The organism is Streptomyces sp. NPDC127100, from assembly GCF_042724095.1.
Classification (GTDB): domain Bacteria; phylum Actinomycetota; class Actinomycetes; order Streptomycetales; family Streptomycetaceae; genus Streptomyces.
Map to the genome: position 1 here is coordinate 48,918 of NZ_JBHXFL010000044.1, position 11,727 is coordinate 60,644.

13 protein-coding genes are annotated in these 11,727 nt (G+C 71.8%); 6 read left to right on the plus strand and 7 right to left on the minus strand.

Going from position 1 to position 11,727, the window contains the following annotated elements:
- The first annotated feature begins 91 nt into the window (after positions 1–91).
- Entirely contained in the window at positions 92–1,309 is a 1,218-nt protein-coding gene (locus tag ACFWJB_RS29370; RefSeq protein ID WP_385460338.1) for a sensor histidine kinase, read from the plus strand.
- On the plus strand, positions 1,306–1,983 hold the full coding sequence (locus ACFWJB_RS29375; RefSeq protein ID WP_385460308.1) for a response regulator: 678 nt from the start codon (positions 1,306–1,308) through the stop codon (positions 1,981–1,983). The genes ACFWJB_RS29370 and ACFWJB_RS29375 overlap by 4 nt, the downstream gene beginning before the upstream one ends.
- Here ACFWJB_RS29375 and ACFWJB_RS29380 read toward each other — a convergent pair.
- The 3 genes from ACFWJB_RS29380 to ACFWJB_RS29390 all read right to left on the minus strand — a co-directional run bounded on the left by ACFWJB_RS29380 (position 1,971) and on the right by ACFWJB_RS29390 (position 4,615).
- Positions 1,971–3,461, minus strand: coding sequence for an alpha/beta hydrolase (locus ACFWJB_RS29380; RefSeq protein WP_386926013.1), 1,491 nt, complete (start codon positions 3,459–3,461; stop codon positions 1,971–1,973). The genes ACFWJB_RS29375 and ACFWJB_RS29380 overlap by 13 nt on opposite strands.
- Positions 3,462–3,527: 66 nt before the next feature.
- Complete coding sequence (locus ACFWJB_RS29385; protein WP_386926015.1) at positions 3,528–3,800, minus strand: DUF397 domain-containing protein; 273 nt, start codon at positions 3,798–3,800, stop codon at positions 3,528–3,530.
- Positions 3,782–4,615 carry a Scr1 family TA system antitoxin-like transcriptional regulator gene (locus ACFWJB_RS29390; RefSeq protein WP_386926017.1) on the minus strand — a complete coding sequence of 278 codons (834 nt, stop codon included), beginning with the start codon at positions 4,613–4,615 and terminating at the stop codon, positions 3,782–3,784. The genes ACFWJB_RS29385 and ACFWJB_RS29390 overlap by 19 nt, the downstream gene beginning before the upstream one ends.
- A 318-nt stretch (positions 4,616–4,933) precedes the next feature.
- On the opposite strand from ACFWJB_RS29390, the gene ACFWJB_RS29395 reads away from it, so the two are divergent.
- The 3 genes from ACFWJB_RS29395 to ACFWJB_RS29405 are packed head-to-tail and all read left to right on the plus strand — an operon-like array spanning position 4,934 to position 6,790.
- Complete coding sequence (locus ACFWJB_RS29395) at positions 4,934–5,149, plus strand: hypothetical protein (RefSeq protein WP_385460316.1); 216 nt, start codon at positions 4,934–4,936, stop codon at positions 5,147–5,149.
- Between the two features lie 22 nt (positions 5,150–5,171).
- Entirely contained in the window at positions 5,172–5,921 is a 750-nt protein-coding gene (gene recO, locus ACFWJB_RS29400) for a DNA repair protein RecO (protein ID WP_385460318.1), read from the plus strand.
- A 32-nt stretch (positions 5,922–5,953) separates the two neighbouring features.
- A complete protein-coding gene (locus ACFWJB_RS29405; protein WP_386926020.1) occupies positions 5,954–6,790 on the plus strand; it encodes an isoprenyl transferase in 837 nt (278 codons plus the stop codon).
- Positions 6,791–6,851: 61 nt separating this feature from the next.
- Here ACFWJB_RS29405 and ACFWJB_RS29410 read toward each other — a convergent pair whose 3' ends face one another.
- Genes ACFWJB_RS29410 through ACFWJB_RS29425 form a run of 4 tightly spaced genes read right to left on the minus strand, consistent with a single transcriptional unit; the run spans position 6,852 to position 10,019 of the window.
- Entirely contained in the window at positions 6,852–7,271 is a 420-nt protein-coding gene (locus ACFWJB_RS29410; protein WP_385460322.1) for a Fur family transcriptional regulator, read from the minus strand.
- Between the two features lie 59 nt (positions 7,272–7,330).
- Complete coding sequence (locus ACFWJB_RS29415) at positions 7,331–8,233, minus strand: metal ABC transporter permease (RefSeq protein ID WP_385460324.1); 903 nt, start codon at positions 8,231–8,233, stop codon at positions 7,331–7,333.
- On the minus strand, positions 8,233–9,000 hold the full coding sequence (locus ACFWJB_RS29420) for a metal ABC transporter ATP-binding protein (protein WP_386926023.1): 768 nt from the start codon (positions 8,998–9,000) through the stop codon (positions 8,233–8,235). Before ACFWJB_RS29420 ends, ACFWJB_RS29415 begins: the two co-directional genes overlap by 1 nt.
- Before the next feature lie 29 nt (positions 9,001–9,029).
- Positions 9,030–10,019, minus strand: a complete 990-nt coding sequence (locus tag ACFWJB_RS29425) for a metal ABC transporter substrate-binding protein (RefSeq protein WP_386926025.1) — start codon at positions 10,017–10,019, stop codon at positions 9,030–9,032.
- A 149-nt stretch (positions 10,020–10,168) separates the two neighbouring features.
- Between ACFWJB_RS29425 and ACFWJB_RS29430 the strand changes: the two genes are divergently transcribed.
- On the plus strand, positions 10,169–11,551 hold the full coding sequence (locus ACFWJB_RS29430) for a glycine--tRNA ligase (protein ID WP_385460330.1): 1,383 nt from the start codon (positions 10,169–10,171) through the stop codon (positions 11,549–11,551).
- Positions 11,552–11,727: the final 176 nt, after the last annotated feature.

Sequence of the window (11,727 nt, forward strand, 5' to 3'; positions counted from 1 at the left end):
GCCGTCCCGCGGGGGCGCGCCCGTGGCGGAGGATGGGCGCGTGCAGGCATCCACCGAGGCAACGTCCGGACCCCGCGTCGGCGAGCGGATCATGGCCGTCGTCAACCGCGACCCGCGCACCGTCCCGCACGGCACCCGCAACGACGCCGTGCTCGCCGCGGTCCTCCTCGCCGGGGCCGTCTGTCTGGCGCTGTTCACCGACGAGGGCCGCCGTCCCGACGCGGCCGGCTGGACGCTGCTGGTCGCGGCGCACGTCCCGATCGTGTGGCGGCGACGGCACCCGCTGCCGGTGCTCGCGACGGTGGTGGCCCTGGTCGGGCCGTACCACGCCCTGGACAACAACCACGCCGCCGCCGGACCCGCCTCCTACGTCGCGCTGTACACGCTGGCCGTCACCGGCCGCCCGCTGCGCACGCTCCTGTCCGGCGCCGGGGTCCTCACGGTGTCGGTGAGCATCATGCTCACCGTCAACACCCATCAGGCCGTCGAGCTGCTCCGCATCTCCGGCTGGGTGGTCGCCATCCTGTTCGCGGGCGTCGACGTCCGCTACTACCGCCAGTACGTGGCCGCCATCGTCGAGCGCGCCGAACGCGCCGAACGCACCCGCGAGGAGGAGGCCCGGCGCCGTGTCGCCGAGGAGCGCCTGCGCGTCGCACGGGACCTGCACGACCTGCTCGCGCACAGCATCACCCTCATCGGCGTGCAGACCTCGGTCGCCGCCCATGTCCTGACCGCCGACCCCGGGCGCCTGGACCGGGCCGCCGTCGCCAAGGCCCTCGACGACATCGCGGACACCTGCCGGACCGCGCGCGGCGAACTGCGGACCACGCTGGAGGTGCTCCGCGAGCAGGACGCGCCCGACGCCCGTGGCCCACTGCCGGGGCTGCACGGCCTGGCGCACCTGGCGGAGGCCGCCCGGCTCGCCGGGGCGCGGGTGGACCTGTCGGTCCGGGCGGGCGACGTGCCGCCCGCGGTGGGCGCCGCCGCGTACCGCATCGTGCAGGAGGCGCTGACCAACGCCGTGCGCCACGCGGGCCCGGAGCCGTCCGTCCGCGTCGCGGTGCACGCGGAGCCGGGCGCCCTGCGCCTGTCCGTCACCGACGACGGCACCGGCCCGGACCCCGGCGGCACTCCGGGCTTCGGGCTGGTCGGGATGCGGGAACGCGCCCGGAGCGTGGGTGGCACACTCGACGCCGGACCGCGGGCCCGGGACGCCGGCGGCTTCGGGGTGACGGCCGTGCTGCCGACGCCCACCGCCCCCGAGCCGGCCGTGACGCCGGCGACCGTGACCCCGGAGAGGGACGCATGACCATTCGCGTGCTGCTGGCGGACGACCAGAACCTGGTCCGTGCCGCGTTCGCCCTGCTCGTCGCCTCGGCTCCCGACATGGAGGTCGTCGGCGAGGCCGGCACCGGCCGCGAGGCCGTGGAACTGGCCCGCGCCCGGCGCGCCGACCTCGTCGTCATGGACGTCCGCATGCCCGATCTGGACGGCATCGAGGCGACCCGGCTGATCGCCGCCGACGAGGACCTGGCGGGCGTGAAGGTGCTGGTCCTCACCACGTACGACACCGACGACAACATCGTGGAGGCGCTGCGGGCGGGCGCCGCGGGCTTCCTGGTGAAGGACACCCGGCCCGCCGAACTCCTCGACGCCATCCGCACGGTGACCGCCGGCGACGCCCTGCTCTCGCCCGGCCCGACGGCCCGCCTGATCGAGCGGTTCCTGCGGACTCCGTCGGCGCCGGTGCCGGGCGCGGCCGGCCCCGACTGCCTGTCCGCGCGGGAGCGGCAGGTCCTCACCCTGGTCGCACGCGGCCTCACCAACACGGAGATCGCCGATTCCCTCGGGCTGAGCCCGCTGACCGCGAAGACCCACGTGAGCCGCGTCATGGGCAAGCTGGGCGCGCGGGACCGGGCGCAACTGGTCATCGTTGCCTACGAGTCCGGGCTGGTGACGCCGGGCGACCGTCAGGCGCAGTAGGTGTCCGTGCCGGGCCGCCGTCCGGTCGCGAGGAAGGCGGAGACCGTGCGGTCGCCGCAGGCGTTGCCGTTGGCGAGGTAGGCGTCGTGGCCGGTGGAGTTCACGGTCACCATGACCGCGCGCCGGCCGAACGCCTCCCTGAGCCTGCGGGCGCCGCTGAGCGGGGTGGCGACGTCCCGCTCGTTCTGGACGAGCAGGACGTTGGACGGTCCGCGGTCGGTGATCCGCACCGGTGCCTCACGGGGCGGGTAGGGCCAGGCGGCGCACACCATCGCGTTGCGGGGCATGCCCGCGGTGAGGGGGTACTTGGCCCGGCTCTCGGCGACGTCCTTCTCGTACACGGCCTGCGCCTTCGGCCACGCGACGTCGTTGCACAGCGTCCCGGCGCCGACTGCGGTGACGTTCTGGAGCACGGCCTCGGGCGGCGCCTGGGGCGCGGGCGGCACGGTGCCCTGCCGCGCGGCGTTCATCAGCCTGGCGAGCGTGGGGTAGCGGCTGGGGGAGTAGAGGCTGTCCAGCATGGTCTGGCGCAGCACGTTGCCGTTCAGCTCCGCCGGGTTGGCGCCGGGCCAGGGGAGGGGCTCCCGGTCGAGCCGGGCGGCCAGCCGCAGGAACAGCGGCCGTACGTCGGCGGCCCGGGTCGCGACGCGGTCCGGGTTGCCGGGCTTCGAGGCCCACGCGGCGAAGTCCGGGAAGGTGTCCTCCACGCCCTGCTCGTGCCCGGCCAGCCAGGCGCGGGCGACGCGGGTGGGGTCGGGGTCGTCGTTGCTGTCCAGCACGATGCGGTCGGTGCGGTGCGGGAACAGCTGCGCGTACACGGATCCGACGTACGTCCCGTACGACACGCCCCACGCGGAGAGCCTGCGCTCGCCGAGGGCGGCGCGCAGGCGGTCGATGTCGCGCGCCTCGTTGGCGGTGCCGAGGTGCCGGATCAGCTCGCCGCCGTTCGCGGCGCAGGCGTCGGCCGTGCGGCGGGCGGTGGCCATGTTCCCGTCCACCGAGCCGTCGGCGGCGGGCCAGGGATGGAGCTTGGAGGTGGCGAGGTCGCCGTAGTCGAGCCCGCAGGTGACGGGCGTGGACGGGGCGAGGCCGCGCGGCGCGAAGCCGACGAGGTCGTAGGCGTCGCGGACGTCCTGCGGCAGCTTCTGTCCCTTCCCCGACGGGTCGCCCAGACTGGAGCCGCCCGGTCCGCCGGGTATCAGCAGCAGGGTCCCGCGCCGGGCGTCCGGGTTCTCGCTCGGGATGCGCGAGACCGCGATGTCGATGCGGGGGCCGTCGGGGTCCGCGTAGTCCATGGGGACCCGGAGGGTGGCGCACTGCTGCCGGGGATCGAGGCCGGAGCCCTCGCAGGTGGTCCAGGCGAGGCCCCCGGACGGGCTCGCGGCGGCGGAGGCGGCCACGGGTGCGGTGACGGCCAGGAGGGCGGTGGACACGCCGACGACTGCGGCGTTGCGGATGGTGCGGGTGCGCTGCGTCATGCGGAAGAGCCTCGCGGATCTCCGGGGGCCGCCCCATCCGGTCAACTGCCTGAAAGGCCCTGGGGTTTACCCCACCAGGCCCCTGACGAACGCCGCCCAGGCCCCCTGCCCGACGAGGACCACGTCCCCGCCCGCCACCTTGCTGTCCCGCACGGGCACGACCCCGGGAACTCCGTCGGCGACCTCGACGCAGTCGCCGCCTTGGCCGTTGCTGTAGGTGCTCTTCCGCCAGCGGGCGGCGCCGGGGAAGTCGTAGCCGACCTCGACGCAGTCGCCGCCTTCGCCGTTGCTGTAGGTGCTCTTCGTCCAGCGGGCGTTGCTCAGGTCGTACTCGCGCATCGTCTGAAGTCCTCCGCCGCCGATTCGATCAGGGCCAGGGACGCCTCCGGCGACAGCGTGGCGACCCTGAGCAGATCGTATGTGCGCTCGGCGTGCTTCACCACGGCTGGATCGTCGATGAGAGTTCCCGAATACTCCGTCTCTGTATAGGCCACCGGCGGCGCGTCTTCGAAGCCCATCAGTTTCAGCATCCCGCCCATGGCCGCATGCGCGCCCGTGGCGTACGGCAGTACGGTCACCACCGCTGTGCGCTCCGACATCAGGCGCGCGATGTGGTCCAGCTGCGCTGCCATGGCCTGCGGGCCGCCCACGGGCATGCGCAGTACGTTCTCGTGCAGAGTCACCCAATACTCGGGACGCGCGGCGTCGTCGAGGATCAGGGACCGTTCCAGACGGGCGCCGACGATCTCGTCCACGTAGGAATCCGGCTTGAACGGGTTCGCGGCGACCGTGACCGCGCACGCGTACTCCTTGGTCTGGAGCAGACCCGGAACCACCGTGGGCGCGAACTCGCAGATCCGCGTCGCCATCCGCTCCAGCTCCACCACCCCCGCGAAGTAATCCGCATACCGCGGGTCGTCGATCAGCTTGCGGCACAGGCGCTCGAAAATACCGTCGGTTTGCAGTATCGCGTCAATCCTCTGGGCCACGTCCAACTGGGGTTTGCGAATCGCCTGTTCGAACTGGCCGATGTAGCCACCGGACACGAATACCCTTGCCCCCAACTCCACTTGGGTGATCCCGGCGTCCTCCCGCCGCCGCTTGAGTTCCGTGCCGAAGAACTCCCAGGCGGCCTGCCGCGAACCGTTGGCCATAACCAAACCCCCTGCGCTGACCAGCACTTGTAGTGCACAGACTTCTGCCGAGTCTAGATGCGGGCGGGCATTCTGGGAGCAGGAAGAGTGAAACGGGAAAGGTGAGGGGAACACGGTGGAGCCAGCACACTCGGCGCCCTGCGTCGAAGAAGCGGAGGACACGGTGAAGGAATTGCGCGCGGCGCTCGTGAGGGCCGGAATTACTCTGCCGTCGCTCGGGCTGGACCCGGTGAGTCTCGCGCGGGAGGCGCCTTGTCCGCTCATCGAATTGGGACGGTGTTCCGTGGAGACCGCGCGGCGGCTCGCGGCGGTCCTCCGATGATGCCGCCGATCGGTTCCCACGCGGTCGACACCCGCACCGGACGGGTCGGCATCGTCATGGGGCACGAGGGCCCGTACGTCCAGCTGCGGCCGTACGGCGGGGGCCGGGAGTGGGACGCCGAGCCGGGTGACGTACGCCACGCCACCCCGGCCGAGCGGCTCAGCGCGGCGACGGCGTACACCAACGCGAGAAGCCGGGGCGAGGTGCCGTGAGGCATGCGGGAGAATGGACCGCATGAGTCTGTTCCGCGACGACGGCATCGTGCTGCGCACCCAGAAGCTGGGTGAGGCGGACCGGATCATCACGTTGCTCACGCGCGGTCACGGGCGGGTACGCGCCGTGGCCCGGGGGGTGCGCCGCACGAAGTCGAAGTTCGGGGCGCGGCTGGAGCCGTTCTCGCACGTGGACGTGCAGTTCTTCTCGAAGAACAGCGAGCTGGTCGGGCGCGGTCTGCCGCTGTGCACGCAGAGCGAGACCATCGCGCCGTACGGCGGCAGGATCGTGACGGACTACGGCCGGTACACCGCCGGGACGGCCATGCTGGAGACCGCCGAGCGGTTCACGGACCACGAGGGCGAGCCGGCGGTGCAGCAGTACCTGCTGCTGGTCGGCGCGCTGCGCACCCTCGCCCGGGGCGAGCACGCGCCCCCGCTCGTCCTCGACGCCTTCCTACTGCGCTCCCTCGCGGTGAACGGGTACGCGCCCACCTTCGGAGACTGCGCGAAGTGCGGCATGCCGGGACCGAACCGGTTCTTCTCGGTCGGATCGGGCGGTTCCGTCTGCGCCGACTGCCGGGTGCCCGGCAGCGTCGTACCCTCGCCGCAGGCCCTGGAACTGCTCGGTGCGCTGCTCACGGGAGACTGGGGCACCGCGGACGCGTGCGAGGCGCGGTACGTCCGGGAGGGGAGCGGGCTGGTGTCCGCGTACCTGCACTGGCACCTGGAGCGCGGCCTGCGCTCCCTGCGGTACGTCGAGAAGTCCTAGACACACGTAGAGCACGAGGAGACGAGAGACACATGGCCGTACGCGGTTTCCTGGGGCGTCAGCGCCGGGAGTACAGGACGCCGGAGCCGCACCCGTCCGGCGCGCGGCCGCCCAGGCTCGGTGAGCTGGTGCCGGAGCATGTGGCGATCGTCATGGACGGCAACGGGCGCTGGGCCAAGGAGCGCGGGCTGCCGCGCACCGAGGGGCACAAGGTCGGTGCCGAGCAGGTCATGGACGTCCTCCAGGGGGCGATCGAGATCGGCGTCGGGAACGTCTCGCTGTACGCCTTCTCCACCGAGAACTGGAAGCGCTCGCCGGAGGAGGTGCGCTTCCTGATGAACTTCAACCGCGACTTCATCCGCAAGTCCCGCGACACCCTCGACGAGCTCGGGGTGCGGGTGCGCTGGGCGGGGCGGATGCCCAAGCTGTGGAAGTCGGTCGCCAAGGAGCTCCAGGTCGCCCAGGAGCAGACCAAGGACAACGACCGGCTCACGCTGTACTTCTGCATGAACTACGGCGGCCGCGCGGAGATCGCGGACGCGGCGCAGGCCCTCGCCGAGGACGTGCGGGCGGGGCGGCTCGACCCGTCGAAGGTCAACGAGAAGACCCTCGCGAAGTACCTGTACTACCCGGACATGCCGGACGTGGACCTGTTCCTGCGCCCGAGCGGTGAGCAGCGGACGTCGAACTACCTGCTGTGGCAGAGCGCGTACGCCGAGATGGTGTTCCAGGACGTGCTGTGGCCGGACTTCGACCGGCGCGACCTGTGGCGGGCGTGCCTGGAGTTCGCCTCCCGGGACCGCCGCTTCGGCGGTGCCATCCCGAACGAGGAGCTGCTCGCCATGGAGGGCAGGAGCGCGGAGGCCTGAGCCCGGCGGGCCGAGAAGGCCGAAAAAAGGGCCCGGGGCTCAGCCCCGGGCCCTCGGCGGCTCAGCCGCCGGAGGCACTCGCGCAGTCGGCGCAGGTGCCGAAGATCTCCACGGTGTGCGCCACGTTGACGTATCCGTGCTCGGCGGCGACGGCCTCCGCCCACTTCTCCACCGCCGGGCCCTCGACCTCGACCGCCTTGCCGCAGATCCGGCACACCAGGTGGTGGTGATGGTCGTCGCTGGAGCAGCGCCGGTAGACGGACTCGCCCTCCGCGGTGCGCAGGACGTCGACCTCGCCGGCGTCGGCGAGCGACTGCAACGTGCGGTAGACCGTGGTGAGCCCCACCGAGTCGCCCTTGTGCTTGAGCATGTCGTGGAGCTCCTGCGCGCTGCGGAACTCCTCGACCTCCTGGAGAGCCGCCGCGACGGCGGCCCGCTGCCGGGTGGCGCGGCCCTTCACGGGCGGTCCAGCGGTCGTCACGGGGTGCCTCCTCACGTCTGCACTGCCGGGGCCATTGTGCCAGCCCGGGCTGTCCGCGGTCAGGCGCCGACGTCGCCGCCGGTCCCCCGGGAGGCCGGAATCCTGCACTCCGCGGGATCCGCGGCGGACCGGGCGAGGGCGGCGGCCCGCGCGCGTCGCCGGGCCAGTGGTGTGGCCAGCGCCGTCAGCACGATGAACGCGGCGATGGTGAGCAGCACGATCGTCGCGCCGGGCGGCACGTCCTGGTAGTAGGACGTCACCGTGCCGCCGATCGTCACGGTCACGCCGATCGCGACGGCGATCGCGAAGGTCGCGGCGAAGCTGCGGCTGAGCTGCTGGGCGGCGGCCACCGGGACCACCATCAGCGCGGAGACCAGCAGCAGGCCGACGACGCGCATCGCGACCGTCACTGTGACCGCCGCCGTGACGGCGGTCAGCAGGTTCAGCGCGCGCACCGGCAGCCCGGTGACCCGGGCGAACTCCTCGTCCTGGCTGACGGCGAAGAGCTGGCGGCGCAGCCCCAGGGTGACGAGCACCACGAAGGCGGCCAGCACGCAGATCGCGGTCACGTCGGACTCGGACACCGTCGACAGGGAGCCGAAGAGGTACGAGGTGAGGTTGGCGTTGGAGCCGGTCGGCGCGAGGTTGATGAACATGACGCCGCCGGCCATGCCGCCGTAGAAGAGCATGGCGAGGGCGATGTCGCCGCGGGTGCGGCCGTACCAGCGGATCAGCTCCATGAGGACGGCGCCCAGGACGGAGACCGCGGTCGCCATCCACACCGGGGACCAGGAGAGCAGGAAGCCGAGGCCGACGCCGGTCATGGCCACGTGGCCGATGCCGTCGCCCATGAGGGCCTGGCGGCGCTGGACGAGGTAGATGCCGACGGCCGGGGCGGTGATGCCGACCAGGACGGCCGCCAGCAGCGCCCGCTGCATGAAGGCGTAGTTCAACAGTTCCATCAGCTCAGCAGTCCTGTGCGCATCGGTTCGGCGCCCGCGGGTGCGTGCGGGTGTACGTGGTCGTGGCCGGGCAGGGCGTGCTGGCCGACGGCCTCGGGGGGCGGGCCGTCGTGCAGGACGCAGCCGTCGCGCAGGACGACGGCCCGGTCGATCAGGGGCTCCAGCGGGCCGAGCTCGTGCAGCACGAGGAGGACCGTGGTGCCGGCGGCGACCTGCCCCCGCAGCGTTTCGGCCAGCACCTCCTGGCTGGCCAGGTCGACACCCGCCATCGGCTCGTCCATGATCAGCACTTCGGGCTCGGAGGCGAGCGCGCGGGCGATCAGCACCCGCTGGTGCTGGCCGCCGGAGAGGGCGTTCACCGAGTCCTTGGCCCGGTCCGCCAGGCCGACCAGCTCCAGGGCCCGGCGCACGGCCTCGTGGTCGGCCCTGCGCAGCACGCCGAAGCGGGCGCGGGAGAGCCGGCCGGAGGAGACGACCTCGGTCACCGTCGCGGGCACGCCGCCCGCGGCCGTGGTGCGCTGCGGGACGTAGCCCACGCGCGCCCAGTCACGGAACCGGCGCCGCGGGGTGCCGAACAGCTCGACCTCCCCGGCGACGACCGGCACCTGGCCGATGACGGTGCGGACGGCCGTGGACTTGCCCGAGCCGTTGGCGCCGAGCAGGGCCACGACCTCGCCGCGGCGCACGGTGAGGTCGATGCCGCGCAGGACGGGGCGCGCGCCGAGGTCGGCGCGGACGCCGCGCAGTGCGATGACGGGATCGGACATGTCACCCTCCGGCTGGTCGGTGTGATCGGTCACTTGGCGCCCAGGGCCTTTTGGAGGGCCGCGAGGTTGGCCTCCATCACCTGGAAGTAGTCGTCGCCGCGCGACTGGCCGGTGATGCCCTCGATCGGGTCGAGGACGTCCGTCCTCAGGTTCGCGTCCTTGGCGACGGTCTTCGCGGTCTTGTCGCTGACGAGCGTCTCGTAGAAGACGGTGGAGACGCCGTCGGCCGCGGCCATCTTCTCGAGGGCCTTGATCCGGGCGCCGCTGGGCTCGGACTCGGGGTCGAGGCCGCTGATGGCCTCCTCGGTGAGGCCGTAGCGCTCGGCGAGGTAGCCGAAGGCGGCGTGCGTGGTGATGAGGACCCGGGTCTTCGTGTCCTTCAGCCCGGTCTCGAACCGCGTGTTCAGCTCGCCCAGCCTCTTGACCAGGGCGTCGGTGTTCTTCCGGTAGTCGGCGGCGTGGTCGGGGTCGGCCTTCTCGAAGGCCTTGCCGACGCCCTCGGCGACCTCGGCGTACTTGACCGGGTCGAGCCAGACGTGGGGGTCCTTGCCGCCGGTCTCCCCGCCGTGGTCGTGGCCGTCGTGCTCGTCCTCCCCGGCCTCGTGGTCGTGCTCGGCCGCGTGGCCGCCGACCTCCTTGCCGTGCTCCTCCAGGGCGGTCAGGGAGGCCGCGTCGATCTTCGTCCCGACCTCGGACTGGGTGACGGCCTCGTCGACGGCGGGCTGCAGGCCCTTCAGGTACAGCGCGGCGTCCGACTCCTCGAGCTGCGCCCGCTGCTTGGTGCTGACCTCGAGGTCGTGCGGCTCCTGGCCGGGGCCGGTGAGGCTGGTGACGTTGACGTGCTCCCCGCCGATCTGCTCGGCGAGGAAGGCCATCGGGTAGAACGACGCGACGACGTCGAACTTGTCCGTGTTGCCCGCCACCGCGGTGTCGCCGGAGCAGGCCGAGAGGGCCCCGAGACCGAGTGCGGTGGCCGCGGTGACCGCTATGCCGGATATGCGGCGTCGTCGTGCGTTCATGACACTCATTTTCAACGAATCTGGAAACCGTTGTCAACAAGCGCCCGAACGGCCCCCGATTTGGCCGGGGGGCGTCCCGCGCCGGTAACCTGGGGCATTCTCTGGAAGCATCTCGCTTCGTCGCCCGTCGTCGTAATGAAGAGAGCACCGTGGCCGCCGACAAGATCGACACCATCGTCAGCCTGAGCAAGCGCCGTGGCTTCGTATTCCCCTGCAGTGAGATCTACGGCGGTCAGCGCGCCGCCTGGGACTACGGTCCGCTGGGTGTCGAGCTCAAGGAGAACCTGAAGCGCCAGTGGTGGCGCTACATGGTCACCTCGCGCGAGGACGTCGTCGGTATCGACTCGTCCGTCATCCTGGCCCCCGAGGTCTGGGTCGCCTCCGGCCACGTCGCCACCTTCACGGACCCGCTGACCGAGTGCACCTCCTGCCACAAGCGGTTCCGCGCGGACCACCTGGAGGAGGCGTACGAGGAGAAGAAGGGGCACGCCCCCGAGAACGGCCTCGCCGACCTCAACTGCCCCAACTGCGGCAACAAGGGCACCTTCACCGAGCCCAAGCAGTTCTCCGGCCTGCTCTCCACCCACCTCGGCCCGACCCAGGACAGCGGCTCCGTCGCCTACCTGCGGCCCGAGACCGCCCAGGGCATCTTCACCAACTTCGGTCAGGTGCAGACCACCTCGCGCCGCAAGCCGCCGTTCGGCATCGCCCAGATGGGCAAGTCCTTCCGCAACGAGATCACGCCCGGCAACTTCATCTTCCGCACCCGCGAGTTCGAGCAGATGGAGATGGAGTTCTTCGTCAAGCCGGGCGAGGACGAGCAGTGGCAGGAGTACTGGATGGAGCAGCGCTGGAACTGGTACACCGGCCTGGGCATGAGTGAAGAGAACATGCGCTGGTACGAGCACCCGAAGGAGAAGCTCTCCCACTACTCCAAGCGCACCGCCGACATCGAGTACCGCTTCCAGTTCGGCGGCAGCGAGTGGGGCGAGCTGGAGGGTGTCGCCAACCGCACCGACTACGACCTCGGCGCGCACTCCAAGGCCTCCGGCCAGGACCTCTCCTACTTCGACCAGGAGGCCGGCGAGCGCTGGACGCCGTACGTCATCGAGCCGGCGGCCGGTGTCGGCCGGGCGATGCTCGCCTTCCTGCTCGACGCCTTCGTCGAGGACGAGGCGCCGAACGCCAAGGGCAAGATGGAGAAGCGCACCGTGCTGCGCCTCGACCCGCGCCTGGCGCCGGTGAAGGTCGCGGTGCTGCCGCTCTCCCGCAACCCGGAGCTGTCGCCCAAGGCCAAGGGTCTCGCCCAGGCGCTGCGGCAGAACTGGAACATCGAGTTCGACGACGCCGGTGCGATCGGGCGCCGCTACCGCCGCCAGGACGAGATCGGCACGCCGTTCTGCGTCACGGTCGACTTCGACACGCTGGACGACAACGCGGTGACCGTGCGGGAGCGCGACACCATGAAGCAGGAGCGCGTGTCGCTGGACCAGATCGAGGGCTACCTGGCCTCGCGTCTGGTCGGGTGCTGATCGTTCGCTTCGGCTGAGGTACCAGGGGGCTCCGCCCCCTGGACCCCCGGGCCTGCGCCCACCCCTCACCCGTCCCGTCGGGTGAGGGGGGGGCGTGAGGGGTGTTGGGGGGCGGTTCCTTAGGCACCGGCCCAGGCGTGCCATAAACATGTGGCCGAACGTGCACGTCTTGGACG

Bases quoted from the DNA above. Each gene is read 5' to 3' on its own strand.
- ACFWJB_RS29370 (WP_385460338.1), top strand. From the start codon at position 92: ATGGCCGTCGTCAACCGCGACCCGCGCACCGTCCCGCACGGCACCCGC.
- recO (WP_385460318.1), top strand. From the start codon at position 5,172: ATGAGTCTGTTCCGCGACGACGGCATCGTGCTGCGCACCCAGAAGCTG.
- ACFWJB_RS29390 (WP_386926017.1), bottom strand. From the start codon at position 4,615: ATGGCCAACGGTTCGCGGCAGGCCGCCTGGGAGTTCTTCGGCACGGAA.
- ACFWJB_RS29425 (WP_386926025.1), bottom strand. From the start codon at position 10,019: ATGAACGCACGACGACGCCGCATATCCGGCATAGCGGTCACCGCGGCC.
- ACFWJB_RS29420 (WP_386926023.1), bottom strand. From the start codon at position 9,000: ATGTCCGATCCCGTCATCGCACTGCGCGGCGTCCGCGCCGACCTCGGC.
- ACFWJB_RS29380 (WP_386926013.1), bottom strand. From the start codon at position 3,461: ATGACGCAGCGCACCCGCACCATCCGCAACGCCGCAGTCGTCGGCGTG.
- ACFWJB_RS29415 (WP_385460324.1), bottom strand. From the start codon at position 8,233: ATGGAACTGTTGAACTACGCCTTCATGCAGCGGGCGCTGCTGGCGGCC.
- ACFWJB_RS29405 (WP_386926020.1), top strand. From the start codon at position 5,954: ATGGCCGTACGCGGTTTCCTGGGGCGTCAGCGCCGGGAGTACAGGACG.
- ACFWJB_RS29375 (WP_385460308.1), top strand. From the start codon at position 1,306: ATGACCATTCGCGTGCTGCTGGCGGACGACCAGAACCTGGTCCGTGCC.
- ACFWJB_RS29385 (WP_386926015.1), bottom strand. From the start codon at position 3,800: ATGCGCGAGTACGACCTGAGCAACGCCCGCTGGACGAAGAGCACCTAC.
- ACFWJB_RS29395 (WP_385460316.1), top strand. From the start codon at position 4,934: ATGATGCCGCCGATCGGTTCCCACGCGGTCGACACCCGCACCGGACGG.